Source organism: Nonomuraea sp. NPDC003214, assembly GCF_053590035.1.
The window spans coordinates 420,563-446,337 of sequence record NZ_JBSFSX010000008.1 but is presented as its reverse complement, the minus strand read 5'-3'; the positions used below and the strand labels follow the sequence as shown (position 1 = coordinate 446,337).

Sequence of the window (25,775 nt, the reverse complement as noted above, 5' to 3'; positions counted from 1 at the left end):
TCACGTACGCTTCATAGCGTGACGACTGTGGAACACGTGGTACTCGTTGACGGCTCCGGCCACGCGCTCGGCACCGCCCCCAAGCTCTCGGTGCACACCGAGCACACTCCGCTGCACCTGGCCTTCTCCAGCTACGTCTTCGACCGGGAGGGCCGGGTGATGCTCAGCCGGCGGGCCTCGCACAAGCTGACCTGGCCCGGCGTGTGGACCAACAGCTGCTGCGGTCACCCGATGCCCGGCGAGCCGCTCGACCACGCCGTGCTCCGCAGGCTGTCGTTCGAGCTCGGCCTCAAGGTCGAGCGCGCCGACCTGGTGCTGCCCCGCTTCTCCTACCGGGCCGTCATGGACAACGGGGTCGTCGAGCACGAGCTGTGCCCGGTCTACCGGGTGGTGGCCGACAACGCCGAGTCGCCCAATCCGGACGAGGTGGACGAGACGCGGTGGATGCCGTGGCCGGTGTTCGCCGACGGCGTGCTCAACGGCCTGCTCGCGATCTCGCCGTGGTGCCGCGAGCAGGTGCCGCTGCTGGCCGCGCTCGGCCCCGACCCGCTGGCCTGGCCGGCCGCGCCGGACGACGAGCTGCCACCGGCAGCCCGCGTCCGGCTCGACTGAGCTTCGGCCGTGACGCGGAGGATCAGCGCTCGACCTCGCCGCGGATGAACTTCTCCACGTAGTCGCGGGCCTGGTCGTCGGAGTACTGCTCCGGCGGCGACTTCATGAAGTACGAGGACGCGCTGAGGATCGGGCCGCCGATGCCGCGGTCGAGCGCGATCTTGGCGGCGCGGACGGCGTCGATGATGATGCCGGCGGAGTTGGGGGAGTCCCACACCTCCAGCTTGTACTCCAGGTTGAGCGGGGTGTCGCCGAACGAGCGGCCCTCGAGGCGCACGTAGGCGAGCTTGCGGTCGTCGAGCCACGGCACGTGGTCCGACGGGCCGATGTGCACGTCGGCCTTGGCCATCTCGTGCGGGATCTGCGAGGTGACCGCCTGCGTCTTGGAGATCTTCTTCGACTGGAGGCGCTTGCGCTCCAGCATGTTCATGAAGTCCATGTTGCCGCCGACGTTGAGCTGGTAGGTGCGCAGCAGCTCGACACCGCGGTCCTCGAACAGCTTGGCCATCACCCGGTGCGTGATGGTGGCGCCGACCTGCGACTTGATGTCGTCGCCGACGATCGGCACGCCTGCCTCGGTGAACTTCTCGGCCCACTCGGGGTCGGAGGCGATGAAGACCGGCAGCGCGTTGACGAAGGCGACCTTGGCGTCGATCGCGCACTGCGCGTAGAAGCGGTCGGCCTCCTCCGAGCCCACGGGCAGGTAGGACACCAGCACGTCGACCTGGGCGTCACGCAGCGCCTGGACGACGTCGACCGGGGCCTCGTCGGACTCCTCGATGATCTCGCGGTAGTACTCGCCCAGGCCGTCGAAGGTGTGGCCGCGCTGGACGGTCACCCCGGACGGCGGCACGTCCGTGATCTTGATGGTGTTGTTCTCGCTGGCGACGATCGCCTCGGACAGGTCGCGGCCGACCTTCTTGGCGTCCACGTCGAACGCGGCGACGAACTCGACGTCGCCCACGTGGTAGTCGCCGAACTTCACGTGCATCAGGCCCGGCACCCGTGTGGCCGGGTCCGCGTCCTTGTAATAGTGAACGCCCTGGACCAGCGACGCCGCGCAGTTGCCGACACCGACAATGGCAACGCGAACCGAACCCATCGCAATCGCTCCCTTACTCATCACTTGACGTGGTATCCCTCTCAGGCCTCTCGGAGGCCCGTCTCTCCGTTGCGATCAGCTCGTTGAGCCAGCGCACCTCCCGCTCGACCGACTCCAGCCCGTGCCGTTGCAGCTCGAGCGTGTAGCTGTCGAGCCGTTCGCGGGTGCGTGCCAGAGCGGTGCGGACGCTGTCGAGTCGCTCTTCGAGCCGGCTACGGCGGCCTTCGAGAATGCGCAGGCGCACTTCGGCCTCGGTGTGCCGGAAGAACGCGAAATGGACGCCGAAGCTCTCGTCCTCCCAGGCCGAGGGGCCGGCCTGGGTGAGCATGTCCTGCAGGCGTTCCTTGCCCTCCGCGGTCAGCTTGTAGACGATCTTCGACCGGCCGCCCACGATCGTCGAGGGAGCGGGCTGCTCCTCGGCGATGAGTCCTTGCGCCAGCAGGGAACGCAGGCAGGGGTAGAGCGAGCCGTAGGAGAACGCGCGGAACATGCCGAGCAGAGCGTTGAGCCGTTTGCGCAGCTCATAGCCGTGTAGCGGCGTCTCGTGCAGCGACCCGAGCACGGCGAGTTCCAGCACCCTGCCTTGTCCGGCGGCCACGGGAATCGCCCCCTCTCGCGTCGATGTATCGAGCCGATACATCCCGAGGATACGTCGCTCCGCTATATGCCCGCAATCAATGAGTTCACCAAGGCGTTGGGATGAATCAGTAAAAAGCCGTAGTCTGGCGCTCATGTGGTCACAGAGAAGGGTGGTGGATTGCGGCCTTGCCAGACGGGCGGTCGTCCACTCCCCGCGTTCCGGGCGTGCCGCGTCCGGCGATCTCTGTGACGCACAGCCCAACCTCCTCCGGGCACGGGCAATTCGCCGCTTCGGCGAGCCGACCGAACGCCTCTGCCCGGTGTGCGAGAGGGAGAACGTCACCAACGTGACCTATGTCTACGGGGACTCCCGGAGCCGCCATGCCGGTCGGGCAAAGGTCACGTCAGAGCTCGCCGCAATGGCCCATGATTACGACGAGTTCCGGGTGTACGTGGTCGAGGTCTGCCAAGGTTGTTCCTGGAATCACCTGACGGTCTCGTTCGTCCTCGGGAACGGGCCGCCAGACGTGGCCGCACGACAGTAGAAGATCTAGACCGAGGACGGCGAGGAGCCACGCCCTGAAACGCCGTGCTATCCGACGACGATGCGAGGACGTGTGAGTTACAGCAGCAACGAGGGGACGGCCCGCCCTGGTAGGCGCCGTCGTTCCGGCTCGTCCCGTTCCGTGCCCCAGGATCCCGCGCCGCAAACCGGCGATTCCGGCTGGGGCTCCACGCCGCCCGCGCGTCGTCCCGAGGCGGCCTACGAGCAGACCGGGGCGATGGCCGCGCAGCCGTACAACGAGCCGCCGGGACGCGAGAACCCGCGCCCGCAGCAGCCTCGGCCGGACCTGCGGCCCCCCTCACAGCCTGTGACGCCTCCCCACCCCGGCGCGCCCGCGCACCCCGGGACGCCCTCGCCGTCCGAGGCCCCGGAGCCGCGCCGTCGCGCGGCCGGGTCCCGCAGGCGCTCCGAGCAGGCGCCGGCCCGCTCCCACGCCGACCAGGAGACCATGATCAGCGAGTCGCCCCCGAGGCGCTCGCGCAGGAGCGGCGGCGGCCCCGGCGGGCCGACCGAGCCGCCCGGCCCGCCCAAGGGCGGCGACAGGCCCGGCTGGCGGCGCTTCATCCCGAGCTGGAAGCTCGTCGTGGCCAGCTTCGTGGTGCTCTCCGCAGGCGTCTTCGGCATGATCGCGGTCGCGTACGCCAACACCCCGGTGCCCCGCGAGGACCAGGTGCAGGACGGCGTCTTCGACCAGGAAAGCATCATCTACGACGTCCACAAGAAGGAGCTGGCCCGCCTCGGCACCAAGCGCCTCCCGCTCGAGTTCGAGCAGATCCCGCGGCACGTACAGGACGCGGTGATCGCCGCCGAGAACAGCTCGTTCCGTGAGGACTCCGGCATCTCGTTCTCCGGCATGGTCCGCTCGCTGTGGAGCACCGTCTCCGGCCAGCAGGTGCAGGGCGCGTCCACCATCACCCAGCAGATGGCGCGCGGCTACTACGACGGCCTCTCCAAGGAGGTCACGATCCAGCGCAAGGTCAAGGAGATCTTCGTCGCGGTCAAGCTGAACAAGGTGCTGTCCAAGGACACCATCCTCAAGCAGTACCTCAACACCATCTACTTCGGCCGTGGCGCCTACGGCATCGGCGCCGCAGCCGACGCGTTCTTCAACAAGAAGGTCGGCCAGCTCACCCCCGAGGAAGCCGCCTACCTCGCGGGCCGCATCCAGAACCCGAGCGCCTTCGACTCCGCCGAGAAGTCCGGCAACCTCGCCCCCACCGAGGAGCGCTACGTCTACGCGCTCGGACAGATGGCCAAGCTCGACCCCAAGGCGTACGGTCACCTGCCTGCCAAGTCGCCCAAGTCGCCCAAGCGCATCAAGGACAAGCCCCAGCAGATCTTCGCCGGCCTCAAGGGCTACATGGTGCAGACGGTGCTCAACGAGCTGGAGAGCACCCTCAAGATCGACCGCGAGGAGGTGGAGAAGGGCGGCTACCGCATCTACACCTCGCTCGACCCCAAGCTCATGCGCGCCGCCCGCGACGCCGTCAGGCAGCACACCAAGGGCCTCTCGGACGAGATCGGCACCACGATGGCCGCCGTCGACCCGCGCAACGGCCGGATCATCGCCTTCTACGGCGGAGAGGACTACACCAAGGACGCCTGGAACGACGCCTTCCTCTCGCAGAAGCAGGCGGCCTCGGCGTTCAAGCCGTACGTGCTCGCGGCCTGGCTCGACGCCGGCTACAGCCTGCGCAGCTACGTGCCGACCAAGGGCCCGGTCAAGCTGCCCGGCACCACCCCGATCGACAACGACCACGGCTTCAGGACCTCGGCCGTCGACGTCGTCACCGCCACGGCCAGCTCCGTCAACACCGCCTACGCGAAGATGGGGGAAAAGGTCGGGCTCGACAAGGTCATCGAGATCGCCGCGAAGGCGGGGCACAGCCGCACCCGGCTGGAGGACGCCGAGTCCCGCCACCACTACCTGCTCACGATCGGCAGTAACCAGGTCACCGCCGTCGAGCAGGCCGGCGGCTACTCGATCTTCGCCAACGCCGGCAAGCACTACGACAACCACGTGATCATCCAGGTCAAGGACCGCAACAAGCAGGTCATCTGGAACGAGAAGAAGAGCTTCACCCAGGTCATCACGCCGGAGGCCGCCGCCGACGCCACCGCCGCGCTGCAGGCCGTCGTCAAGTCCGGCACCGGCACCAGCGCCGCGCTCTACGACCGGCCGGTGGCCGGCAAGACCGGCACCAACAACGAGAACAAGGACGTCTGGTTCGTCGGCTTCACCCCGCAGGTGTCGACCGCGGTCGGGCTGTTCAGGCAGGAGTGCCGCACCAAGAGCGGCAAGGTCGTGCGGCCGGTGAACGACAACTGCCCGTGGTATCGGGGCAAGAATCCCGACCGCGAGAAGAAGTACACCATGCAGAACCCGTACAGCACCGCTGCCGAGGTGCCGCTGCCGAGCAACTTCCAGGGAGCGACCTACCCGGCGGCGATCTGGAAGACCTTCATGACCGAGGCCATGAAGGGCAAGGAGGTCATCCAGTTCCCGGCCCGGGTCGACGCCGGCATCTCCGAGGACCTGGTGCCCAAGCCGGAGCCCACCCCGACGCCCAGCGACACGCCCGACCCGGACGCCGAGTTCCCCGGCGAGGACTGCGGCTTCGACAGCCCGTGCGACGAGGACTCCGACGTCTCCAACGAGACGACCGAGAACCCGTTCCCCGAGGATGAGGAGGACGGCGGCTTCCTTGGCGACAGCGGCGGCGACGGCGGCGGTGGCGGCGCGGCCGTGCCGGGGCCGACGCCCGGCAACCGCCAGTTCCCATGGTGAAGTCCGACACGCCGGTGCGCCGGCCGTTCGTCGCGCGCGCCGTCCCGTACCTGCCCCTGGGGCTGTTCGCGGCCCTGGGGGCGACGCTGGCCTACCTGGTGCGGCTGCCCTGCCGCTCCGGGGGCTGGAACGACCAGGTCACCGTCTACACCAACTTCTGCTACACCGACATCTACCCGCTCTACTTCGACCGGCAGCTCGCCACCGAGAACCCGTACTTCGCCGACGTCATCGCCGAGAAGCACGTCGAGTACCCGGTGGTGCTCGGCGAGGTGATGCAGGTCATCGCCTGGCTCGTGCGCCGCTTCGAGCAGGACGTGACCGGCCAGGCGGTGTTGTTCTACGACCTCACCGTCATCCTCATGGGGATCTCGCTGGTGGTCGGCGTCCTGCTGATGGCCGCCGTCGCCGGCCCCACCCGCCGCTGGGACGCCCTCTGGTACGCGCTCGCGCCCGCCGTGGTGCTGGCCGCCTACATCAACTGGGACCTGGTCGCCGGGGCGCTGTCGATGGGCATGCTGCTGGCCTGGGCGCGCAAGCGGCAGGTGCTGGCCGGGGTGCTGCTCGGGCTGGCGATCGCCACCAAGTTCTACCCGCTGATGTTCCTCGGCGCGCTGTTCCTGCTCACGCTGCGCACCGCCCGGTGGCGGCCGTTCCTGGTCACGCTGGCCTCGACGGCGGTGGCGTGGCTGGTGGTCAACCTGCCGTTCATGGTGCTCGCCTGGGACGGCTGGCAGCGCTTCTACGTCTTCTCGCAGGAGCGCGGCGTCGACTGGGGATCGCCGTGGCTGTTCTTCCAGCGCAAGGGCTGGCCGGTGCTCGGCACCCTGGACGTGAGCGTGCTCGGCATGGCGTCGCTGGCGCTGTGCTGCCTGGCCATCGCGGTGCTGACGCTGACCGCGCCGCAGCGGCCGAGGCTGGCGCAGATCTGCTTCCTGGCGCTGGCCGCGTTCATGATGACGAACAAGGTGTGGTCGCCGCAGTTCGTCCTCTGGCTGGTGCCGCTGGCCGTGCTCGCCAGGCCCAACTACCGGCCGCTGGTGCTGTGGCAGCTGGCCGAGGTCTGGTACTTCTTCGCCATCTGGCTCTACCTGCTCAACCAGGCGCCGCTCAGCCGGACCGATCTCGGCATCGGGGACGACACGTACTTCACCGCCGTGTGGGGACGGGTCATCACGATCGGGATCATGATGGCGTTCGTGGTGCGTGACATCCTGCGGCCGGCCAAGGACGTGGTCCGGCAGGCGGGGGTGGACGACCAGGTGGGCGGGGTGTTCGACGGAGCTCCCGACCGGTTCACGCTGCGAGCTGCCGGCTAGTTCATGATCACCCGCTCCACCGGCAGGGACGCGCTGCTGATCTGGTTCGCCACGCGTGCCGGGCTGCTGGTGACGACGCTGCTCGGCGTCACACTGCACGAGTACGTGGACCGGTGGCGGCAGTGGGACGCCGGGCTGTTCGTCACCATCGCCGAGCACGGCTACGACGGCGACCCCGGGCAGCCGCGCGACGAGGGGCTGCCGGCCTTCTTCCCGGGGATGCCGCTGGCGCTGCGCGCGGTCCATCTGGTGGTGCCCGACTGGTCGGCCGCCGGGCTGATCGTGTCGCTGGCGGCCGGCGCGGTGGCGATGGTGGCGCTGGCCCGGCTGGCCGAGTTCGAGGGGGCCAGCGGGTGGGTGGCGGTGCTGGCGCTGGTGCTGTTCCCGCCCGCGGTGTTCCTGGCCGCCGGCTACAGCGAGTCGCTGTTCCTGGCGTTCGCGATCCCTGCCTGGCTGGCGGCGCGGCAGGGGCGCTGGCCGGCCGCCGTGCTGCTGGCGGCGGGGGCGTCGTGCGTGCGCATCACCGGGCTGTTCCTGGCCGCCGCGCTCGTCGTGGAGTTCGCGGCGAGCCGGGAGCCGGTGCGGAGGGCGGGCTGGCTGCTGGTGCCGTTCCTGCCGCCGGCCGCGTACTCCGCCTTCCACTACGCCCGCTCGGGCGACTGGCTGGCCTGGAAGCACGCGCAGGAGGCCGGCTGGGGGCGCGAGCTGGTGTGGCCGTGGGAGTCGTGGGCGGTGACCTGGGACTCCGCGATGGGCGACGGCGACATGGCGGCGGCCTTCCGGATGGAGATCGCCGGGGCCGTGGCGGCCGTGGCCGTGCTGGCATGGCTGCTGGCGCTGCGCCGCTGGAGCGAGGCGGTCTACGTGGGGTTGCAGGCCGGGGCGCTGATGACCTCGGCCTACTACCTGTCGCTGCCGCGCTCGCTGCTGCTGTGGTTTCCGCTCTGGGTGGCGATCGCCCGGGTCGCCACCAGGAGGCAGTGGGTGATCGTGGCCTACGCGCTGGTGTCGGGGCCGCTCATGGTGCTCAACACCGCCCGGTTCCTCACGGGCGCCTGGGCGGGCTGAACTCCTTACCCACTTTGCCGCGTCGGCAATCCAGGGAAGTTATCCACAGGCTGTGTGTTTCCGCTAGAGATTCTTCCTCAGGAAGGCGATGTCCTCGGCTTGACCTTCGGCTGGGGTCTCCACCACGATCGGCGCGCCGGCCGCCCGGCACACCTCCAGGATCAGCTCCGGGTCGATCTTGCCCTTGCCGAGGTTGGTGTGACGGTCGGCGCCCGAGCCGAAGTCGTCACGCGAGTCGTTGCAGTGCACCAGGTCGATCCGGCCGGTGATCGCCTTGACCCGGTCGACCAGGCCGGCCAGCTCCTCGCCGCCCGCGTGCGCGTGGCAGGTGTCGAGGCAGAAGCCCACGTCGAAGCCGTCGAGCGCGTCCCACAGCCGGGCCAGCCGGTCCAGGCTGCGCGCCATCGCGTTGTCGCCGCCCGCCGTGTTCTCGATCAGCACCGGGATCGGGCACTCCAGGCGCTCGAACACCTTGCGCCAGTTGTCGAAGCCCGCCTGCGGGTCGTCGTCCTTGTTGAGGTGGCCGCCGTGCACGATCAGGCCCTTGGCGCCGATGCTCGCCGCCGCCTCCAGGTGCTGCGACAGCAGCTTGCGGCTCGGGATCCTGATGCGGTTGTTGGTCGAGGCCACGTTCACCAGGTAGGGGGCGTGGATGAAGATGTCGACGCCCTCGACCGGCCGGTCCGGCAGCTCCGGCTTCTTGTAGCCCTGCGGGTTGCCGAGGAAGAACTGCACCACGTCGGCGCCGATGGCCGCGGCGTGGGCGGCTGGGTCGTCCTGGCCGACGTGAGCTCCGATGCGCACCATGTCAGCGAGCCTATCCGTTTGGACGGCGTGCCCAGGGGAAGTCGCCATGCACCCCCTGACCCCCGAGGAGCACGGCATGAGCCGCTGGCGCTGGCGATCCCTGATATTCCTGATCTACGTCGTGATCGGCATCTACGTGGCGTGGGTCTACGACTACATCACCCCCGCCGTACTCAGGGACGTCGCCGAGGCGCTGCTGGCGATCTTCCTGTGGTTCCTGATCCTGCTCGGCGTCGACCTGCACATCGGCGGCTGAGGGCGCCGCGCGGACTTACGGGCGGACTTACGGCAGGAAACCGCCTCTGGCGATGCCCAGCGCGGCGCCGACGAACGAGGCCACCAGGCCCACGATGTTCAGCGAGCGCTGCGGCGTGGTCGCCGAGACGTACTGCGAGTAGAGGCCGATGCCGAAGCCGAGCGTCCCGGCCCAGGAGGCGATGACGTGGCCGCCCGGGAAGAACGTGGCGATGAAGGCCACGAGGCCGCACACGAGCGTGGCGACCGCGAAGGCGTTCTCGACCGGATGGGCGCGGCCGTCGGTGTTGAGCGTGAGCCGGACGCGTTCGCGCTGCGTGGGCTGGAGGACGTGTGGCATTGCGAACCACCCCCTTGTTTATCTGTGCCTTCCCATCCGCGGGCTGCTGGTAACCTGAACGACGCTGCGTTGTGATGGGTGACCCGTCACCCCCGGGCGCCGAAAGGGGCGGCCAGGGCCCGCGCAGCGTCCTCCTGTCACGGCAGAGTGTCGTGACCGCAGAGTCCAGAGGAGGTTGGAGTCCCGCATGCGTCGTTACGAAGTAATGGTCATTCTGGACCCTTCGCTCGATGAGCGCACCGTGGCGCCGTCCCTCGACCAGTTCCTCACCGTGGTCCGCAACGACGGCGGCACCGTGGAGAAGGTCGACGTCTGGGGCCGTCGCCGTCTTGCCTACGACATCGACAAGAAGTCCGAAGGCATCTACGCCGTCATCGACCTGTCCGCGGAGCCCGCGACGGTCAAGGAGCTCGACCGGCAGATGAACCTCAACGAGGGCATCCTGCGCACCAAGGTCCTGCGTCCCGACGTGCACTAAGCACCGGCTTTTGTCGGAGCAGCCCCCTACTCTGGGCCGTAACCAAAGCGAAGGCGTGCAGGAAGGCGAGCGCTGGCCATGGCAGCAGGCGACACCGTAATCACCATCGTCGGCAACCTTGTCGACGACCCGGAGCTGCGCTTCACCCCGACGGGGCAAGCGGTGGCTCGATTCCGCATCGCGTCCACTCCGCGGTTCATGGATCGTCAGACCAACGAGTGGAAAGATGGCGAAAGCCTCTTCCTGACCTGCAACGTGTGGCGGCAGGCGGCGGAGAACGCCGCCGAAAGCCTCCAGCGCGGCATGCGGGTCATCGTTCAGGGGCGGCTCAAGCAGCGGTCTTACGAGACCAAGGAAGGCGAGAAGCGCACCGTCTACGAGGTCGAGGTCGACGAGGTCGGCCCGTCCCTGCGCAACGCCACCGCCAAGGTCAACCGCACCTCCCGTCAGGGTGGCGGCGGTGGCGGCTTCGGCGGCGGTCCGGCCGATGACCCCTGGGCCTCTGCCTCGCCCGCTCCGCCTCAGGGCGGCGGCGGTTTCGGTGGCGGCGGCGGTTACCAGGGCGGCGGCCAGCAGCAGGGCGGCGGCAACTCCGGCGGCTTCGGCGGCGGCGGCGATTTCAGCGACGAACCGCCTTTCTAGACCCAGTCCACCAGCCCGAGTCCATTCCCGCCTGACGGCGGGGCTCTGAAAGGAGCACCACGATGGCAAAGCCGGCACTGCGCAAGCCCAAGAAGAAGGTTTGCCTGTTCTGCCACGACAAGATCTCCTACGTCGACTACAAGGACACGGCCCTGCTGCGGAAGTTCATTTCCGACCGCGGCAAGATCCGTGCGCGCCGGGTGACGGGCAACTGCACCCAGCACCAGCGCGACGTGGCGACGGCGATCAAGAACGCCCGTGAGGTGGCCCTGCTGCCTTACACGAGCACCGCGCGCTAAGGAGGCCTGTCGAAATGAAGCTCATCCTCACGAACGAGGTCTCCGGCCTCGGCGCCCCCGGCGACGTTGTCGAGGTCAAGGACGGCTACGGCCGTAACTACCTCATCCCCCGCGGCTACGCCATGCGCTGGACGCGTGGCGCCGAGCGGCAGATCGAGTCCATCAAGAAGGCTCGTGACGCCCGCGAGATCCGCGACCTGGGCACGGCCAAGGAGGTCGCCGGTCAGATCGGCGCCCTGCGTGTCCGGCTCACCACCCGCGCGGGCGACTCCGGCCGCCTGTTCGGCTCGATCACCACGGGCGACATCGCCGACGCCGTCAAGGCTGCCGGTGGCCCGGTGCTCGACCGCCGCCGCATCGAGATCGTCAACCCGATCAAGAGCGTCGGCTCCCACAAGGTGACCGTCAAGCTGCACCCCGAGGTCTCGGCGTCCGTCGACGTCGAGGTCGTCGCAGGCTGACGCTCTCCCGCTTCGCCGGCGGCCCCCTCCCGTTCCCGGGAGGGGGCCGTCGCCGTCTCGCCAGCCGGACCGCAGGTGGGGGCGGCTGGCGCGCAGCGTAGAATCCCTTTTCGTTCTTTTCTTCGCGTTTCCCCCTGGAGGCTCCGCCATGGCCCGTCCCTCGATGCTGCTCGCGCTCGGCGCGCTCGCGGCGGCGGCCGTAGCCTGTGCGCCCGTCGACAACACCGCCGACACGGCCGCCCCGGCCCCGACGGTGTCCACCGCGTGCACCAAGGACCAGCTCAAGCTCGTCAACGCCGGCAAGCTGACGATCGGGACCGACAAGCCCGCCTTCGAGCCGTGGTTCAAGGACGACGACCCGAGCAACGGCCAGGGCTTCGAGAGCGCGGTCGCGTTCGCGGTGGCCGGCGAGCTCGGCTTCGACCGGGACGAGGTGCAGTGGACCACGGTCAAGTTCGACTCGGCGTTCGCCCCGGGGGCCAAGCAGTTCGACTTCGACATCAACCAGGTGTCGATCAGCCCGGAGCGCGCCCAGGCGGTCGACTTCAGCAAGGGCTACTACACGGTCAAGCAGGCGGTCGTCACCGCGGGCGACGGCAAGTACGCCGGGGCCAAGACGCTGGCCGAGCTCAAGGACGCCAAGTTCGGCGTCCAGGTCGGCACCACCTCGCTGTCGGCGGTGCAGGACGTCATCAAGCCGTCCAAGGAGCCCAGCGTCTACAACGACCAGGGCGACGCCGTCAGCGCGCTCAAGAACGAGCAGGTCGACGCCATCGTGGTGGACCTGCCCACGGCTTTCTACGTGACGGCCGCGCAGGTCGAGGGCTCCAAGATCGTGGGCCAGTTCAGCTCGACGGGCGGCGCGCCCGAGGAGTTCGGCCTGGTCATGGAGAAGGGCAGCGCGATCAAGTCGTGCGTCGACAAGGCCGTCGAGACGCTCAAGTCCAAGGGTGAGCTGGCCAAGATCGAGCAGGAGTGGCTGAGCTCGGCGGCGGGCGCGCCGGAGCTGAAGTGACCGCCGGCCCCGCCTGGGTCAAGAGCGAACGGCAGCAGGAGCGCGAGCGGATCCGCCGGTCACAGGGCCGGCGGAACGCCTCGATCGCCACCGCCTCGGTGCTCGTGTTCGTCGTGCTGCTGGCAACGATCGTCACCAACGCGCCCGGCTGGACGAGGGTGCAGGCGGCGTTCTTCAACGCCGACAGGTTCCGCGAGTCGCTCCCGGACGTGGCCGAGGGGTTCCTGCTCAACATCAAGATGTTCCTGATCACCGAGCCGCTGGTCCTGGTGGTGGGCCTGCTGGTGGCGCTGGCCAGGAACGTCAAGTCGCCGGCGTTCCTCCCGATCCGCGCGCTGGCCACGCTCTACGTGGACGTGTTCAGGGGCGTGCCGACGCTGCTGGTCATCTACCTGGTCGGGTTCGGGCTGCCCGCGCTCCGGTTGCAGGGCATCCCGAACGACCCCGCGACGCTGGGCATCATCGCCCTGACGCTGTCCTACGGCGCGTACGTGGCGGAGGTGTTCCGGGCCGGCATCGACTCGGTCCACCCCAGCCAGATGGCCGCGGCCAGGTCGCTGGGCCTGAGCCAGGCCAAGGCGATGCGGTTCGTCGTGCTGCCGCAGGCGACCCGCACGGTCGTGCCGCCGCTGCTGAACGACTTCATCTCGCTGCAGAAGGACACCGCGCTGGTGGCGACGGTCGGCGCGCTGGAGGCGCTGCGGCAGGCGCAGATCCACACGTTGGACAACTTCAACTACACCCCCTACCTGGTGGCGGCGCTGCTGTTCATCCTGCTGACGATCCCGATGGCGCGGTTCACCGACCATCTGGCCGAGCGGACACGAAGGAGGCGGGGCGCGTGAGCCTGCTCAGCATCGAAGGGGTGTGGAAGCACTTCGGCGACCACAGCGTGCTGCGCGGCGTCGATCTGGAGGTGCACGCGCACGAGGTGGTGACGCTGATCGGGGCGTCCGGGTCGGGCAAGTCGACGCTGTTGCGCTGCGCGAACCTGCTGGAGACGGTCGACGACGGCGTGATCCGGCTGGACGGTACGGAGATCACCGATCCGCGCGTGGACGTCGACGGGGTGCGCAAGCAGCTCGGCATCGTGTTCCAGGCGTACAACCTGTTCCCGCACATGACGGTGCTGGCGAACATCACGCTGGCGCCGCGTCAGGTGCACGGGGTGCCGAAGGAGCGGGCCGAGGAGGAGGCGCGTGACCTGCTGTCCAGGTTCGGCCTGGCGGACAAGGCGGGCGCGTACCCTGACCAGCTCTCGGGAGGGCAGCAGCAGCGGGTGGCGGTGGTGCGGGCGTTGGCGACGCGGCCGAAGCTGATCCTGCTGGACGAGGTGACGTCGGCGCTGGACCCGGAGCTGGTGCGGGAGGTGCTCGGCATCATCCGTGAGCTGAAGGAGTCGGGCATGACGATGCTGCTGACGACGCACGAGATGTCGTTCTGCCGGGAGATCTCCGACACGGTGTGCTTCCTGGACGGCGGCGTGCTGCTGGAGAAGGGGCCGCCGGAGCAGTTGTTCGACGATCCGCACCACGAGCGCACCCGGGCCTTCCTCCAGGGTGTGCGGGAGTCGGGGCGGCTCTAGCGCCGGTGCCGGCCGCGCCCGTGGGGCAGGGGCGGGGGTGGCCGCTCGCCGCCTGCCAGCAGGCTGTGGCGGCGGCCGTACGCGAGGTAGACGAGCAGCCCGAAGGCCATCCACAGGGCGAACCACGCCCAGGTCTGCACTCTGAGGTTCACCATGAGCCAGAGGGTGGCCAGCAGCGACAGGACGGGCAGCAGCGGGGAGAGCGGCACCCGGAAGCCGCGTTCGAGCTCCGGCATGCCGCGCCGCATGGTGATCACCCCGGCCGCGACGAACAGGAACGCGAACAGCGTCCCCATCACGACCAGCTCCTGCATGGTGAGCACGGGCACGAACTCGGCCAGCAGGATCGCGGTGGCGCCGATGACGAGGGTGACGCGGGAGGGCGTGTGGTAGGCGCGGCTGATGACGGCGAGCCGGCGGGGGATGAGCCCGTCGCGGGCCATGGAGAACAGCACCCGCGTCTGCCCGACGATCAGCACGAGGATCACCGTGGTCAGCCCGAGCACGGCTCCGGCGTCGATGACGTGGACCATCCAGTCGATCCCGGCGGCCTGGAAGGCGCTGGTGAGGGGCGCGGCGACGGCGATGCCGGTGTGCGGCACCATGCCGACCATGACGGCGGCCACGGCGATGTAGATGACGGTGGCGACGACGAGGCCGCGGATCATGCCCTTGGGCACGACGGTGCGCGGGTTGACGGTCTCCTCGGCGGCGGTGGCGACGATGTCGAAGCCGATGTAGGCGAAGGCGATGGCGGGCGCCGCGGCGAACACCCCGAACCAGCCGAACACCTGCCCCTGCCCGGTGAACAGCTCCAGCACGGTCGCCGACGGCGTGGCGGCGGGCTGCGGCTCGGCGTAGAAGCCGGCGTAGTTGGCGGGGTCGACGTGGAGGACGCCCACGACGACGACGGCGCCGATGGCCAGCAGCTTGGCCGACACCATGATCCACAGGGCGCGCAGCCCGATCCGGGCGCCCATCGCGACGACGGCGGTGAGCAGCACCAGGATGAGCAGCACGAGCCCGTCCTCGACCAGCTCCGGGTACGGGACGCGTACCCCGGTGTTGGCGATGGCGCCGACGGCGATCCGGCCCCACGCGCGGGCCACCACGGCGGCGGCGAGCTGCAGCTCCAGGATCAGCGCGCAGCCGATGACCCACGCCCACACCTCGCCGAAGATGACGTACGTGAACGTGTAGGCGCTGCCGGAGGCCGGCATGGTGGACGACAGTTCGGCGTAGCAGAGGCAGGCCAGCAGGCAGGCGATGCCCGCGATCATGAAGGAGAGGATGACGCCGGGCCCGGCCACGGTGGCGGCCTGCTGGCCGGCGATGCTGAAGATGCCGGCGCCGATCATCACGCCGAGGCCGAGCACGACGAGGTCGCCGGTCCGGTAGACCTGGGCCAGCCGGTGCCGGGCGCCGGTGCGTAACCCGGTGGCCTCGGCCGGTGGCAGACGTCGTGTGATTGTGGACAAGACACACCCCGCTCGTGTGACTCGCCCACAGTGCATCACCACTCAGGCAACAGCAAGCACGGTACGGTCACGCCCCGGTCACCAGCCAGGCGGTGCCGGAGGCCCGGAGGGTCAGCGTGATCAAACGTGCAATCATCCACAGCCCGAGCGCGCACCAAAGTGCAACGATGCCGAATCCGGCGGCGAGGAAGGCGGCGGGCAGGTACGCCAGCGTCGTCCACACGCCCGCCCAGGCGAGGTAGCGCTGGTCGCCCGCGCCGATGAGGACGCCGTCGAGGACGAACACCACGCCGCAGATCGGCTGGAACAGCGCGACCGGCCAGAGCACGGCCAGCAGTTCGGCGGTGACCTGTGGATCGGCGTCGAACAGGCCGGGCAGCAGCGGCCGTGCCGCGACGACGACCAGGGCGAGGGCCGCGCCGGACCAGACGCCCCACACCACCATGCGCCGGGTGGCGGCCCTGGTGGCGGCCACGTCGCCGGCGCCGAGCGCCCGTCCGGTGATGGCCTGCCCGGCGATGGCGATGGCGTCGAGCGCGAAGGCCAGCATCGTCCACACCTGTGTGGCGATGGCGTACGCGGCGAGCTCGGCCTGGCCCATCCGGGTGGCGATGACGGTGGCGACCAGGAGCACGATGCGCAGGCAGACGGTCCTGATGAGCAGGGCGAATCCGGCGGTGCCCGCCTGCCCGATCCCGGCCGGGTCGGGGCGCAGCGGCGTGCCCAGCCGCCGCGCGCCCTTGACGACGACGGTCACGTACACGACGGCGCCGAGCGTCTGCGCGAGCACGGTGCCCCAGGCGGAGCCGGCGATGCCCCAGTCGAGGCCGAGCACGAACCAGGCGTTCAGGATCGCGTTGAGCGCGAACGAGCCGATGGCCACCACGAGCGGCGTGACGGTGTCCTGGAGGCCGCGCAGCACGCCGGTGCCCGCGAGCACGACGAGCATGCCGGGGGCGCCCAGGAGGCTGATGCGCAGGTACGTGACGGCTTCCTGGGACTGGTCGGGGCTTGCGCCGAACAGGTCGACGATGGCCGGGGCGAGCGGCCAGCAGGTGACGATGAGCGCCGCGCCGATGGCCAGCGCGAGCCAGATGCCGTCGACGCCGCTGCGCATGGCCCGGTCGTGGTTGCCGGCGCCGGTCTGCCGCGCGACGGACGCGGTGGTGCCGTAGGCGAGGAAGACGCACAGGTTGACGAGTGTCGTCAGGACGGCGCCGGCGACGCCCAGCGCGCCGACCGCCTGGGTGCCCAGCCCGTGGCCCACGATGGCGTAGTCGGCGAGCAGGAAGAGCGGCTCGGCGACCAGCGCGCCGAACGCGGGCACGGCAAGCCGGAGGATTTCCCGGTCCTGACGGGTAATGGGCATCTGAACAGTATGCCCCTTACTCCGCGTGTCGGGCCAACTTTCTTTCCTCCACAGCCAGTGGATACTGTCTTTGCAGGTCGGAACAGGTGTGAAGGATCTTTTCCACAGTTATCCCCAGCTCCGTCCACAGGCATTTCACACCCTGGGGCGGTTCGTACACAGCTTGACCACAGGGTTTTCCACAGGCCGCGTTGCCGTCAGCGCGCAGAGCCGCGAAACTGTCACCCCGGTCGACTACAAGTGGGGGTGGTGCGACCGCCTGCAAGTCTCGAGGGGGCGCGGTGAGCATTGACGAAGAGGTCGGCGCAGGGCCGGGCTTCGAGCGCACCCCGCCGAGCAACATCGAGGCGGAGCAGTCCGTCCTCGGCGGCATGCTGCTGTCGAAGGACGCGATCGCCGACGTGGTCGAGATCATCCGTTCCGACGACTTCTACCGGCCCGCCCACCAGATGATCTACGAGGTCATCACCGACCTCTACGGCCGGGGCGAGCCCGCCGACGCCGTCACGGTCTTCGACGAGCTGCAGAAGCGCGGAGAGATGGCCCGCGTCGGCGGCGCCGCCTACCTCCACACGCTGACGGCCGTCGTCCCCACCGCCGCCAACGCCGGCTACTACGCGAAGATCGTCCGTGAGCAGGCGATCCTGCGGCGGCTCATCGAGGCCGGCACCCGCATCGTCTCCTTCGGCTACGGCGGCCAGAACGAAGAGGTCGACGACCTGGTCGACCGCGCCCAGGCGGAGATCTACAAGGTCACCGAGCGGCGCACCTCCGAGGACTACGCGGCGCTGGCCGACATCATGCCCGGCGCCCTCGACGAGCTGGAGGCCATCGGCAGCCGCGGCGGCCAGATGGTCGGCGTGCCCACCGGGTTCCAGGACCTCGACCAGCTCACCAACGGCCTGCACCCCGGTCAGATGATCGTCGTCGCGGCCCGCCCGGCCATCGGCAAGGCGCTCGCCCTCGACACCCCGCTGCCCACCCCGACCGGCTGGACCACGATGGGCCAGGTGGAGGTCGGCGACCTGCTCATCGGCGCCGACGGCAGGCCGACCCGGGTCGTCGCCGCGACCGAGGTGCTGCACGACCGGCCCTGTCACGAGGTGGAGTTCGCCGACGGCACGGTCATCGTCGCCGACGCCCTGCACCAGTGGCGCACCGCCGACGGCGTCCTGCGCACCACCGAGGAGCTCGCCCCCGGCCACGACGTGGCGCTGCCCGCCGCCTTCCGGCTCGACGAGCAGGAGCTCCCGCTCGACCCCTACCTGCTGGGCCTCTGGCTCGGCGACCGGGCCGGCGCCGGTGTGAGCGACCCGGCGCTCGCCGAGGTGCTGCGCTCCGACGAGCTGCACAAGGGCCTGGCCGCGCTCGGCCTGCTCGCCGCCGACCGCGTTCCCGCCGCCTACCTGCGCGGCTCCGAGCGGCAGCGGCGCGACCTGCTGGCGGGCCTGCTCGACGCCGACGGCCACGTCAACAGCGCCGGGTGGGTCCAGTTCGCCGCCACCGACCGGCGCCTCGCCCACGACGTGCGCGAGCTCGCGCTGACCCTCGGCTACCACGCCACGATCACCACCGAGCCCATCCGGGGCCGCGCTGGCGTGCCCTCCGCCCGCTACACGATCGGGTTCGCCACCGCAGACCGCGTCTTCCGACTGCCCGGCCGCCAGCCCGGCGCCGCGGGCCGGCCCTCCCACGAGATCGTCGCCGTCCGCCCGGTCGAGACCCGCCCCGTACGCTGCGTCGAGGTCGACAACGCCGACCACCTCTACCTGGCGAGCCGTGCCTGCGTGCCCACCCACAACAGCACGCTCGGCCTCGACTTCGCCCGCTCGGCCGCCATCAAGCACGGCATGACCACGGTCATCTTCTCCCTGGAGATGTCCCGCAACGAGATCACCATGCGGCTGCTGTCGGCCGAGGCCCGCGTCGCCCTCCACGCCATGCGCTCGGGCATGATGGGCGACGACGACTGGACCCGCCTGGCCCGCCGCATGAGCGAGGTCGCCGAGGCGCCGCTGTTCATCGACGACTCGCCCAACATGTCGATGATGGAGATCCGGGCCAAGTGCCGCCGCCTCAAACAGCGCAACGACCTGCGCTTCGTCGTCATCGACTACCTGCAGCTGATGAGCTCGCCGAAGAAGACCGAGAGCCGCCAGAACGAGGTCTCGGAGATCTCCCGTGCGATCAAGCTGCTGGCCAAGGAGCTGGAGGTTCCGGTCATCGCGATCTCCCAGCTCAACCGTGGCCCCGAGCAGCGCACCGACAAGCGCCCCCAGGTGAGCGACCTGCGCGAAAGTGGATCGATCGAGCAGGACGCCGACATGGTCATCCTGCTGCACCGCGAGGACGCCTACGAGCGCGAGTCCCCGCGGGCCGGTGAGGCCGACCTGATCGTGGCCAAGCACCGTAACGGCCCCACGGCGACGGTGACGGTCGCCTTCCAGGGCCACTACAGCCGCTTCGTCGACATGGCCCAGCACTGACTGTTCTGTCCTGCGAGGTCGGGCACGCGGGTCGAGGCCCGGAGCCTGGGGGCGGGGGGTCAGCGGCAGGAGGCCGGAGGGCAGATGCGGGTGTCGATGCGGCGGGCGCCGGGGCCCTCCTCGCCGAGGCGGTCGTGGGCGTTGGCGAGCGCGCACCGGTCGAGCGACAGGCAGCCGCAGCCGATGCAGTCGGTGAGGTCGTCACGCAGCCGCTGGAGCTGGACGATGCGGTCGTCGAGCTCCCTGCGCCAGGCGGCCGACAGCCGCGCCCAGTCGTCACGGGTGGGGGTGCGCTCCTCGGGCAGCTCGGCGAGGGCGTCGGCGATGGTCTTGAGCGGGATGCCGAGCCGCTGCGACAACCGTACGAACGCGACCCGGCGCAGGGTGTCGCGGGTGTAGCGGCGCTGGTTGCCGGCGGTGCGGCGGCTGGAGATCAGGCCCTTGGTCTCGTAGAAGTGCAGGGCCGACACGGCGACGCCGCTGCGCTCGGCGAGCTGGCCGACGGTCAGCTCCTTGGAGTTCCATGCCACGTTGGTCACAACCTCAAAGCTACTTGAGGATGACCGGGCGGAAGTGGGTCACCAGCCGTTCGCCGTCGAAGAAGTGCAGGGCGAAGCCGGGCGGCAGGTCGTAGGTGACGGGGAAGTCGGCGTCCGTCTCGGCCTGGGTGAGGCAGGTGGAGACCACGCCGGGGGCGACGGCCACGGGCAGCCCGGCGAACCTGGCCGTCGCGCCGGTGTGGGCGTGGCCGGCGAGCACCGCGACGACGTTCGGATGGGCGCGCAGCAGCTCTTCGAGCCGCTCCGGCTCCCGCAGCCGGATCTCGTCCACGTACGGGATGCCGAGCTCGACGGGCGGGTGGTGCATGCCGACCATGGCGGGGACCTCGGGCCGTTCCGACAGGACGGCGTCGAGCCGGGCCAGCGTCTCGTCGGCGAGGAACCCGTACGGGCGGCCGGGGACGCTGGAGTCGGCGAGCGCGATCGTCAGCCCGTCGAGCCGGATCGCCTGGTCGGCGGGCCCGATCCGCTTCTCGAACTCGGGGACGGAGTCGTGGTTGCCGGGACACACGGCCAGCGGCACGTCGGCCCGCAGGATCCCGGCGGCCACCTCGTACTCCTCGGCGAGCGCGTGGTCGGCGACGTCCCCGGTGACCACGACGGCGTCTATCTCGAGCGTGGCGAGGTGGCGCATGACGGCCTCGGCCCGCGTCACGCTCGCGTCGGAGCCGCCGATGTGGATGTCGCTGATGTGCGCGAAGACCGTCATCCGTGCACCTTACGCGATGGGGATCGGGCGCTCGAAGAAGGTCTCCAGCACCACGATCGACTGCGTGCTGGTGACGCCGTCCACCTCGAACACCCGGCGCAGCGCGTCCTGGAGGTCCTTGGTGGTCGCCGTGCGGAGCTTGAGGAGCACCGAGGCGGGACCGGCGATCACGTGGGCCTCCTCGACGGCGGCGATCGCGGCCAGCCGGTCGGCGCTGCCGCCCATCCACGTGGCGCCGTCGACCAGCACGTACGCGACCACGCCGAGGCCGACGGCCTCGGGGTCGACCTCGATGGTGGTGCGCCGGATCACGCCGCGCTCGCGCAGCTTGCGCACGCGCTCGTGCGCGGCCCCGGCCGACAGCCCGACCGCTTTGCCCAGGATCGCGTACGACTGGGTGGCGTCATCCTGGAGCAGACGGATCAGCGTCTTGTCGATGTCATCCATAGCCATATGCTATTAGGAAATTTCACGCTTTGACCGAAGGACGTTCAGTATGATCCCCACCGAATTCGAGGTGCTCGACGAGCGGTTCGCCACCGTGGGCGGCGACTCCTGGCTCGAACGGCTGCACACCGGCTCCCGCTGGGCCGAGGGCCCGGTGTACGTCCCGGCGGGCCGCTACCTGGCGTGGAGCGACATCCCCAACGACCGGATGCTGCGCTGGGACGAGATGAGCGGCGCGGTCGGCCCGTTCCGGCAGCCCGCCGGCTACACCAACGGCAACACGCTGGACCGCGAGGGCCGGCTGATCTCGTGCCGTCAGGGCGAGCGCCGGGTGGTCCGCACCGAGCACGACGGCTCGATCACGGTGCTGGCCGAGCGGTGGCAGGGCAGGCGGCTCAACAGCCCCAACGACGCGGTGGTGCGCTCCGACGGCTCGCTCTGGTTCACCGACCCCAACTACGGCATCACCAGCGACTACGAGGGGGTCAGGGCCGAGCAGGAGATCGACGGCTGCCACGTCTACCGGGTGGACCCGGTCACGGGCGAGGTGCGGATCGTGGCCGGCGACTTCGAACGGCCCAACGGCCTGGCCTTCTCGCTGGACGAGACGCGGCTGTACGTGGCAGACACCCGCAGGGGCCACCTGCGGGTGTTCGACGTGCGTGAGGACGGCACGCTCACCGGCGGCGAGGTGTTCGCCGAGGGCGGCGGCCGTTACGACGGGATGCGCCTGGACGACCAGGGCCGGGTGTGGGCCGCCGCCGGCAAGGCCGTGCACTGCTACGCGCCCGACGGCACCGCGCTCGGCCGGCTGCACGTGCCGGAGGACGTGGCCAACCTGGTGTTCGGCGGCCTCAAGCGCAACCGGCTGTTCATCGCCGCCACCTCTTCGCTCTACTCGCTCTACCTCAACGTCACCGGCGCCCGCCCGGTGTGGGCCTGAGCTCACTCCCACTTGAACAGCTTCACGGCCAGCCCGCCGAACAGCGCCAGCCCGACCAGCATCACGGCCAGGTGGGGGAGCTGCGGCCAGTCGCCCGCCCAGGTGTCGCGCATCGCGTTGACGAACGGGCCGACCACCGAGTAGTCGCTGACCGTGCGCAGCGCGTCGGGCATGATCTCGCGCGGGAGCCACATCCCGGCCAGGAACAGCAGCGGGAACATGACGACCGAGCCGATGCCCGGGGCGGCCTTGCTGCTGGGCGCGACGGAGGCGATCACCAGCCCGAGGGCCAGCATCGCCGCCGCTCCGAGCAGGAAGACCAGCACGAACCCGATCAGGTTCGCCGGCACGTGGGAGCCGAGCACCAGCGCGCCGAGCACGATCACCAGGACGGCGGCGATCGCGGCGACGACCAGGTTGATCACCAGTTGCGCGCCGAGCAGCCGCCCGGGGTGCACCGGCGTCGTCGACATCCTGCGCAGCACGCCCTGCTCACGGTAGGCGGTCAGCACGCCGGGAAGGGCGGTGAAGGACATCGTCATCAGGGCGAGCAGGATCATCTGCGCGGGCAGTTGCGCGTCGACGAACCGGGCCCCGCCGAGGTTCGGGTCGGGCTTGCCGAGGTCCGGGATCTGCCCCAGGCCCAGCAGCAGCCCGATGGGCAGCACGAGGCCGAACGCCAGGATCGGCCAGTCGCGCAGGTGGAGCTTGGTCTCCATCAGGAGGATCTTCTTCATGCCAGCTTCCTTCCGGTGAGAGCGAGGAACGCGTCGTCCAGCGTGGCCTGCTCGATTCGCAGGTCGCCGGGGATGACCTGCTGGTCGGCCAGGGCCATCGTGACCGCGTGCGCGAGGTTGCCCTTGCCGGTCACGACCATCTGCTGGCCGCTCCTGCTGACGTCGGTGACCTCGGGCAGGGCCAGCAGCACGGCGTCCGAGACGGGGGCCGACGGCCGGAACCGCAGCCGCTGCTCGCCGCCCACCCGCTCGATCAGCCCGGCGGGGGAGTCGACGGCCACCACGCGACCGGCGTCGATGAGCGCGATGCGGTCGCAGAGCCGCTCGGCCTCCTCCATGAAGTGCGTGACCAGCACGATCGTCACGCCGGAGTCGCGCACCTGCTCGACCAGCTCCCAGGTGTCGCGGCGGGCCTGCGGGTCGAGCCCGGTGGTGAGCTCGTCCAGCACCGCGATGCGCGGCTTGCCGACCAGCGCGAGGGCGACCGACAGGCGCTGGCGCTGGCCGCCGGAGAGCTTGCCGAACATGGCGTCCTTCTTGGCGCCGAGCCCGACGCGTTCCAGCAGCTCCCGCCAGTCGGCCGGGTCGGGGTAGAAGGACGCGTACAGGTCCAGGGCCTCCCAGACCTTGATCTTCTCCGGCAGTGCGGAGCTCTGGAGCTGCGCGCCGAGCACCCGGCGCAGGTGGTCGCGCTCGCGGTGCGGGTCGATGCCGGCGACGCGGATGGCGCCGCCGTCGGGGACGCGCAGCCCGGAGACGCACTCGACGGTGGTGGTCTTGCCGGCGCCGTTCGGGCCGAGGATGCCGAAGATCTCGCCCTCCGACACCTCGAACGACACGTCGTGCACCGCCACGTGGTTGGGGTAGCGCTTGTGGAGGTTCTCGACCTCGATGACGTTCATGGCTTCGACGCTAGAGTTCGCGCAGGTCACCGGGAATGCGGTTGGTTGCCGGGCAAGGGTGTACCTAGGTGCAATGTGAGAGTGCGCCTGGATCACGCACACTGGTGACATGCTCCGGAAGTACGGGATCGTCCTGGCGTTGCTGACGCTGGCCGCTTACGAGCTGGTCGTGATCGTGGCCGCGTTCCTCACCGTCATGGCGACGTTCGGCCTGGGCATGGTGTTCCTGTTCCCGCCGGCGGTCCGGATGATCAGAGGGGTGACCGGGCTCACCAGGAAGCTGGTGCGCACCTCGTCCGGCATCGAGATCGAGGCGCCCTACCTGCCCCCGCCGCCGCCTCCGCAGCCGCAGCCCGACGGCATGTACCGCCACGGCCGGACCCTGTACAAGTCGCCCCGGGTGCCCGCCTGGAACGACCGGTGGAAGTGGATGCTCACCGACCGGGCGACCTTCCGCGACGCGCTGTGGCTGCTGCTCGACCCGCTGGTCAAGGTGGCCCTGGTCCCGTTGCTGCTGCTGATGCCCGAGCGCGGGCTCCGGCTGTACGGGCTCTGGTGCGAGCTGCTGCTGGGCCCGACCGCGGCCAGCAGGCTGGCCAGCCAGGTCAGCCACCTGAGCCGGGTGCGCAACCTGGCCGTCGACACGCAGGCCGCCGAGATGCGCCGCATCGAACGCGACCTGCACGACGGCACCCAGGCCAGGCTGGTGGCGATCGGCATGACGCTGGGCGCGGTCGAGAACCTGGTCGACACCGACCCGGCCGCCGCCAAGGCGCTGCTGGCCAAGGCCCGCGACGCCTCCGCCGAGACGCTGACCGAGCTGCGCCGGGTCATCCGCGGCATCCACCCGCCGGTGCTGGCCGAGCGCGGCCTCGGCGACGCCGTCCGGGCGCTGGCGATGGACAGCGCGCTCAAGGTGACGGTGGAGGTGGACCTGCCGCACCGGCCGGAGGCCCCCGTGGAGGCCGCCGCCTACTTCGCCGTGAGCGAGCTGCTGTCCAACGCCGCCCGCCACGGCGGCGCGACCCGGGCCACGGTCGACATCAGCACCAACGGCCCGAGCCTGCGCATCACGGTGAGCGACGACGGCTGGGGCGGCGCCGATCCCGCCAAGGGCAGCGGCCTGACCGGCATCGAGCGGCGACTCGCGGCCTTCGACGGCGTCATGGCGCTGCACAGCCCGCCCGGCGGGCCGACCACGGTGACGATGGAGCTGCCCCGGGTGCTGCCCGAATACTGGGCGGGCGACCTGCCCAAGCTGCCGCGCTGGAAGATGATCACCGTGGTCAGCCTGTGGGCGACGGCCTGGTGCCCGCTGTTCCCGCAGGGGATCGTGGCGGCCATCTTCAAGATCTTCGGGGTCGAGGAGAAGACCTGGTTCCTGGCGCTGCACCTGCCGGAGCCCTACCAGTGGCCGGTCATCGCGTTCATGGTCGTGCTCGGCACCATGATGTACGTGGCCGCGGTCGCCATCCCCGCCAACCACAACCGCGACCTGTGGATGTGCAACGCGACGCCGACCAGCCTATGGTTCTGAGTGATGAACCGCGTACTCGTCGCCGAAGACCTCTATCTCCTCAGGGACGGCCTGGTCCACCTGCTCCAGGCGCACGGCTTCGAGGTGGTGGCCGCCGTGGAGACCGGGCCGGAGCTGCTCAGGGGGCTGCTGGACCTGCGCCCTGACGTGTCCATCGTCGACGTGCGGCTGCCGCCGACCAACACCGACGAGGGCCTGCAGGCCGCGCTGGCCGCCCGCAAGCAGGTGCCCGGGCTGCCGATCCTGGTGCTCTCCCAGCACGTCGAGCAGCTCTACGCCCGCGAGCTGCTGGCCGACGGCTCCGGCGCGATCGGCTACCTGCTGAAGGACCGGGTGTTCAACGCCGAGCAGTTCGTCGACGCGGTGCGCCGGGTGGCCGGGGGCGGCACGGCCATGGACCCCGAGGTGATCGCCAAGCTGCTGGCCAGCAACGCCACCCACGAGCCGCTGGCCACGCTCACCCCGCGCGAGCGCGACGTGCTCGAAGCCATGGCCGAGGGGCGCTCCAACGCGGCCATCTCACAGCGGCTGTTCCTCAGCGAGAGCGCGGTGGCCAAGCACACCGCGGGCATCTTCGCCAAGCTCGGCCTGGCCCCCTCCGACGACGACAACCGCCGGGTCCTGGCCGTTCTCGCCTACCTCAACAGCCGCTAGCGGGATTCTTTGTCGGTAGGCTCGGCTATTTTCTAGAG

The 25,775-nt window shown here is 70.1% G+C and carries 28 protein-coding genes; 17 read left to right on the top strand and 11 right to left on the bottom strand.

Going from position 1 to position 25,775, the window contains the following annotated elements:
- The first annotated feature begins 18 nt into the window (after positions 1–18).
- Positions 19–612: an isopentenyl-diphosphate Delta-isomerase gene (gene idi, locus ACWDXC_RS27200; protein WP_219504402.1), complete on the top strand. Its 594-nt coding sequence runs from the start codon at positions 19–21 to the stop codon at positions 610–612.
- 22 nt (positions 613–634) lie between these two features.
- Here the strand turns inward: idi and ACWDXC_RS27195 are convergent, their stop codons facing one another.
- Both ACWDXC_RS27195 and ACWDXC_RS27190 read right to left on the bottom strand, forming a co-directional pair.
- Positions 635–1,714 (bottom strand): inositol-3-phosphate synthase, encoded by a 1,080-nt coding sequence (locus ACWDXC_RS27195; protein ID WP_449986422.1) that lies wholly within the window; start codon positions 1,712–1,714, stop codon positions 635–637.
- A gap of 13 nt (positions 1,715–1,727) precedes the next feature.
- A complete protein-coding gene (locus ACWDXC_RS27190) occupies positions 1,728–2,312 on the bottom strand; it encodes a PadR family transcriptional regulator (RefSeq protein ID WP_219504419.1) in 585 nt (194 codons plus the stop codon).
- Between the two features lie 79 nt (positions 2,313–2,391).
- Here ACWDXC_RS27190 and ACWDXC_RS27185 point away from each other — a divergent pair, with 79 nt between their 5' ends.
- The 4 genes from ACWDXC_RS27185 to ACWDXC_RS27170 all read left to right on the top strand — a co-directional run bounded on the left by ACWDXC_RS27185 (position 2,392) and on the right by ACWDXC_RS27170 (position 8,033).
- A complete protein-coding gene (locus tag ACWDXC_RS27185; protein WP_364168494.1) occupies positions 2,392–2,838 on the top strand; it encodes a DUF5318 family protein in 447 nt (148 codons plus the stop codon).
- 141 nt (positions 2,839–2,979) lie between these two features.
- A complete protein-coding gene (locus ACWDXC_RS27180) occupies positions 2,980–5,646 on the top strand; it encodes a transglycosylase domain-containing protein (RefSeq protein ID WP_449986420.1) in 2,667 nt (888 codons plus the stop codon).
- Positions 5,640–6,965, top strand: coding sequence for a glycosyltransferase family 87 protein (locus ACWDXC_RS27175; protein ID WP_449986418.1), 1,326 nt, complete (start codon positions 5,640–5,642; stop codon positions 6,963–6,965). The genes ACWDXC_RS27180 and ACWDXC_RS27175 overlap by 7 nt, the downstream gene beginning before the upstream one ends.
- 3 nt (positions 6,966–6,968) lie before the next feature.
- Positions 6,969–8,033, top strand: a complete 1,065-nt coding sequence (locus tag ACWDXC_RS27170; RefSeq protein WP_449986416.1) for a mannosyltransferase family protein — start codon at positions 6,969–6,971, stop codon at positions 8,031–8,033.
- Positions 8,034–8,096: 63 nt separating this feature from the next.
- Here the strand turns inward: ACWDXC_RS27170 and ACWDXC_RS27165 are convergent, their stop codons facing one another.
- Positions 8,097–8,840: a deoxyribonuclease IV gene (locus ACWDXC_RS27165; RefSeq protein ID WP_449986414.1), complete on the bottom strand. Its 744-nt coding sequence runs from the start codon at positions 8,838–8,840 to the stop codon at positions 8,097–8,099.
- 46 nt (positions 8,841–8,886) lie between these two features.
- On the opposite strand from ACWDXC_RS27165, the gene ACWDXC_RS27160 reads away from it, so the two are divergent.
- Positions 8,887–9,096, top strand: a complete 210-nt coding sequence (locus tag ACWDXC_RS27160; RefSeq protein ID WP_449986412.1) for a hypothetical protein — start codon at positions 8,887–8,889, stop codon at positions 9,094–9,096.
- Positions 9,097–9,123: 27 nt separating this feature from the next.
- Here ACWDXC_RS27160 and ACWDXC_RS27155 read toward each other — a convergent pair whose 3' ends face one another.
- Complete coding sequence (locus ACWDXC_RS27155) at positions 9,124–9,435, bottom strand: hypothetical protein (RefSeq protein ID WP_449986411.1); 312 nt, start codon at positions 9,433–9,435, stop codon at positions 9,124–9,126.
- 187 nt (positions 9,436–9,622) lie between these two features.
- Here ACWDXC_RS27155 and rpsF point away from each other — a divergent pair, with 187 nt between their 5' ends.
- From rpsF to ACWDXC_RS27120, 7 genes are all read left to right on the top strand, one after another.
- On the top strand, positions 9,623–9,913 hold the full coding sequence (rpsF, locus tag ACWDXC_RS27150) for a 30S ribosomal protein S6 (RefSeq protein ID WP_026214314.1): 291 nt from the start codon (positions 9,623–9,625) through the stop codon (positions 9,911–9,913).
- Between the two features lie 78 nt (positions 9,914–9,991).
- A complete protein-coding gene (locus ACWDXC_RS27145; protein ID WP_449986409.1) occupies positions 9,992–10,555 on the top strand; it encodes a single-stranded DNA-binding protein in 564 nt (187 codons plus the stop codon).
- 62 nt (positions 10,556–10,617) lie between these two features.
- Complete coding sequence (rpsR, locus tag ACWDXC_RS27140) at positions 10,618–10,854, top strand: 30S ribosomal protein S18 (RefSeq protein WP_020543048.1); 237 nt, start codon at positions 10,618–10,620, stop codon at positions 10,852–10,854.
- 14 nt (positions 10,855–10,868) lie between these two features.
- A complete protein-coding gene (gene rplI, locus ACWDXC_RS27135) occupies positions 10,869–11,315 on the top strand; it encodes a 50S ribosomal protein L9 (RefSeq protein WP_219519971.1) in 447 nt (148 codons plus the stop codon).
- Between the two features lie 148 nt (positions 11,316–11,463).
- Positions 11,464–12,330, top strand: a complete 867-nt coding sequence (locus ACWDXC_RS27130) for an ABC transporter substrate-binding protein (protein ID WP_449986407.1) — start codon at positions 11,464–11,466, stop codon at positions 12,328–12,330.
- A complete protein-coding gene (locus ACWDXC_RS27125) occupies positions 12,291–13,175 on the top strand; it encodes an amino acid ABC transporter permease (RefSeq protein ID WP_449986405.1) in 885 nt (294 codons plus the stop codon). The genes ACWDXC_RS27130 and ACWDXC_RS27125 overlap by 40 nt, the downstream gene beginning before the upstream one ends.
- Complete coding sequence (locus ACWDXC_RS27120; protein ID WP_449986403.1) at positions 13,172–13,915, top strand: amino acid ABC transporter ATP-binding protein; 744 nt, start codon at positions 13,172–13,174, stop codon at positions 13,913–13,915. The genes ACWDXC_RS27125 and ACWDXC_RS27120 overlap by 4 nt, the downstream gene beginning before the upstream one ends.
- On the opposite strand, the gene ACWDXC_RS27115 is transcribed toward ACWDXC_RS27120, so the two are convergent.
- Positions 13,912–15,393 carry an APC family permease gene (locus tag ACWDXC_RS27115; protein ID WP_246645505.1) on the bottom strand — a complete coding sequence of 494 codons (1,482 nt, stop codon included), beginning with the start codon at positions 15,391–15,393 and terminating at the stop codon, positions 13,912–13,914. The genes ACWDXC_RS27120 and ACWDXC_RS27115 overlap by 4 nt on opposite strands.
- A gap of 67 nt (positions 15,394–15,460) precedes the next feature.
- The gene (locus ACWDXC_RS27110) at positions 15,461–16,762 is read right to left on the bottom strand and encodes an MATE family efflux transporter (protein ID WP_449986400.1); all 1,302 of its coding nucleotides are present in this window, start codon (positions 16,760–16,762) and stop codon (positions 15,461–15,463) included.
- Positions 16,763–17,043: 281 nt separating this feature from the next.
- On the opposite strand from ACWDXC_RS27110, the gene dnaB reads away from it, so the two are divergent.
- Positions 17,044–19,248, top strand: a complete 2,205-nt coding sequence (gene dnaB, locus ACWDXC_RS27105; RefSeq protein ID WP_449986399.1) for a replicative DNA helicase — start codon at positions 17,044–17,046, stop codon at positions 19,246–19,248.
- Between the two features lie 59 nt (positions 19,249–19,307).
- Here the strand turns inward: dnaB and soxR are convergent, their stop codons facing one another.
- Genes soxR through ACWDXC_RS27090 form a run of 3 tightly spaced genes read right to left on the bottom strand, consistent with a single transcriptional unit; the run spans position 19,308 to position 20,964 of the window.
- On the bottom strand, positions 19,308–19,787 hold the full coding sequence (gene soxR / locus ACWDXC_RS27100) for a redox-sensitive transcriptional activator SoxR (RefSeq protein WP_219508161.1): 480 nt from the start codon (positions 19,785–19,787) through the stop codon (positions 19,308–19,310).
- 10 nt (positions 19,788–19,797) lie between these two features.
- Positions 19,798–20,517 carry a metallophosphoesterase gene (locus ACWDXC_RS27095; RefSeq protein ID WP_449986397.1) on the bottom strand — a complete coding sequence of 240 codons (720 nt, stop codon included), beginning with the start codon at positions 20,515–20,517 and terminating at the stop codon, positions 19,798–19,800.
- A 9-nt stretch (positions 20,518–20,526) separates the two neighbouring features.
- Positions 20,527–20,964, bottom strand: coding sequence for an Lrp/AsnC family transcriptional regulator (locus ACWDXC_RS27090; protein ID WP_219508163.1), 438 nt, complete (start codon positions 20,962–20,964; stop codon positions 20,527–20,529).
- Between the two features lie 49 nt (positions 20,965–21,013).
- Here ACWDXC_RS27090 and ACWDXC_RS27085 point away from each other — a divergent pair, with 49 nt between their 5' ends.
- Positions 21,014–21,907: an SMP-30/gluconolactonase/LRE family protein gene (locus ACWDXC_RS27085; protein WP_449986395.1), complete on the top strand. Its 894-nt coding sequence runs from the start codon at positions 21,014–21,016 to the stop codon at positions 21,905–21,907.
- 2 nt (positions 21,908–21,909) lie between these two features.
- Here ACWDXC_RS27085 and ACWDXC_RS27080 read toward each other — a convergent pair whose 3' ends face one another.
- Together ACWDXC_RS27080 and ACWDXC_RS27075 are read right to left on the bottom strand one after the other, a co-directional pair.
- Positions 21,910–22,644 carry an ABC transporter permease gene (locus ACWDXC_RS27080; protein ID WP_449986393.1) on the bottom strand — a complete coding sequence of 245 codons (735 nt, stop codon included), beginning with the start codon at positions 22,642–22,644 and terminating at the stop codon, positions 21,910–21,912.
- Entirely contained in the window at positions 22,641–23,546 is a 906-nt protein-coding gene (locus ACWDXC_RS27075) for an ABC transporter ATP-binding protein (RefSeq protein ID WP_219508166.1), read from the bottom strand. The genes ACWDXC_RS27080 and ACWDXC_RS27075 overlap by 4 nt, the downstream gene beginning before the upstream one ends.
- Before the next feature lie 109 nt (positions 23,547–23,655).
- Here ACWDXC_RS27075 and ACWDXC_RS27070 point away from each other — a divergent pair, with 109 nt between their 5' ends.
- Together ACWDXC_RS27070 and ACWDXC_RS27065 are read left to right on the top strand one after the other, a co-directional pair.
- Positions 23,656–25,083, top strand: a complete 1,428-nt coding sequence (locus ACWDXC_RS27070; RefSeq protein WP_449986391.1) for a sensor histidine kinase — start codon at positions 23,656–23,658, stop codon at positions 25,081–25,083.
- A 3-nt stretch (positions 25,084–25,086) separates the two neighbouring features.
- Positions 25,087–25,737 (top strand): response regulator transcription factor, encoded by a 651-nt coding sequence (locus tag ACWDXC_RS27065; RefSeq protein WP_449986390.1) that lies wholly within the window; start codon positions 25,087–25,089, stop codon positions 25,735–25,737.
- Positions 25,738–25,775: the final 38 nt, after the last annotated feature.

What these genes read in the sequence shown, in the direction of transcription:
- ACWDXC_RS27195 (WP_449986422.1), bottom strand. Translation starts at nt 1,714, where the DNA reads ATGGGTTCGGTTCGCGTTGCCATTGTCGGTGTCGGCAACTGCGCGGCG.
- ACWDXC_RS27185 (WP_364168494.1), top strand. Translation starts at nt 2,392, where the DNA reads ATGAGTTCACCAAGGCGTTGGGATGAATCAGTAAAAAGCCGTAGTCTG.
- ACWDXC_RS27175 (WP_449986418.1), top strand. Translation starts at nt 5,640, where the DNA reads ATGGTGAAGTCCGACACGCCGGTGCGCCGGCCGTTCGTCGCGCGCGCC.
- ACWDXC_RS27170 (WP_449986416.1), top strand. Translation starts at nt 6,969, where the DNA reads ATGATCACCCGCTCCACCGGCAGGGACGCGCTGCTGATCTGGTTCGCC.
- ACWDXC_RS27165 (WP_449986414.1), bottom strand. Translation starts at nt 8,840, where the DNA reads ATGGTGCGCATCGGAGCTCACGTCGGCCAGGACGACCCAGCCGCCCAC.
- ACWDXC_RS27160 (WP_449986412.1), top strand. Translation starts at nt 8,887, where the DNA reads ATGCACCCCCTGACCCCCGAGGAGCACGGCATGAGCCGCTGGCGCTGG.
- ACWDXC_RS27155 (WP_449986411.1), bottom strand. Translation starts at nt 9,435, where the DNA reads ATGCCACACGTCCTCCAGCCCACGCAGCGCGAACGCGTCCGGCTCACG.
- rpsF (WP_026214314.1), top strand. Translation starts at nt 9,623, where the DNA reads ATGCGTCGTTACGAAGTAATGGTCATTCTGGACCCTTCGCTCGATGAG.
- ACWDXC_RS27145 (WP_449986409.1), top strand. Translation starts at nt 9,992, where the DNA reads ATGGCAGCAGGCGACACCGTAATCACCATCGTCGGCAACCTTGTCGAC.
- rpsR (WP_020543048.1), top strand. Translation starts at nt 10,618, where the DNA reads ATGGCAAAGCCGGCACTGCGCAAGCCCAAGAAGAAGGTTTGCCTGTTC.
- rplI (WP_219519971.1), top strand. Translation starts at nt 10,869, where the DNA reads ATGAAGCTCATCCTCACGAACGAGGTCTCCGGCCTCGGCGCCCCCGGC.
- ACWDXC_RS27130 (WP_449986407.1), top strand. Translation starts at nt 11,464, where the DNA reads ATGGCCCGTCCCTCGATGCTGCTCGCGCTCGGCGCGCTCGCGGCGGCG.
- ACWDXC_RS27110 (WP_449986400.1), bottom strand. Translation starts at nt 16,762, where the DNA reads ATGCCCATTACCCGTCAGGACCGGGAAATCCTCCGGCTTGCCGTGCCC.
- ACWDXC_RS27095 (WP_449986397.1), bottom strand. Translation starts at nt 20,517, where the DNA reads ATGACGGTCTTCGCGCACATCAGCGACATCCACATCGGCGGCTCCGAC.
- ACWDXC_RS27090 (WP_219508163.1), bottom strand. Translation starts at nt 20,964, where the DNA reads ATGGATGACATCGACAAGACGCTGATCCGTCTGCTCCAGGATGACGCC.
- ACWDXC_RS27085 (WP_449986395.1), top strand. Translation starts at nt 21,014, where the DNA reads ATGATCCCCACCGAATTCGAGGTGCTCGACGAGCGGTTCGCCACCGTG.
- ACWDXC_RS27080 (WP_449986393.1), bottom strand. Translation starts at nt 22,644, where the DNA reads ATGAAGAAGATCCTCCTGATGGAGACCAAGCTCCACCTGCGCGACTGG.
- ACWDXC_RS27075 (WP_219508166.1), bottom strand. Translation starts at nt 23,546, where the DNA reads ATGAACGTCATCGAGGTCGAGAACCTCCACAAGCGCTACCCCAACCAC.
- ACWDXC_RS27070 (WP_449986391.1), top strand. Translation starts at nt 23,656, where the DNA reads ATGCTCCGGAAGTACGGGATCGTCCTGGCGTTGCTGACGCTGGCCGCT.
- ACWDXC_RS27065 (WP_449986390.1), top strand. Translation starts at nt 25,087, where the DNA reads ATGAACCGCGTACTCGTCGCCGAAGACCTCTATCTCCTCAGGGACGGC.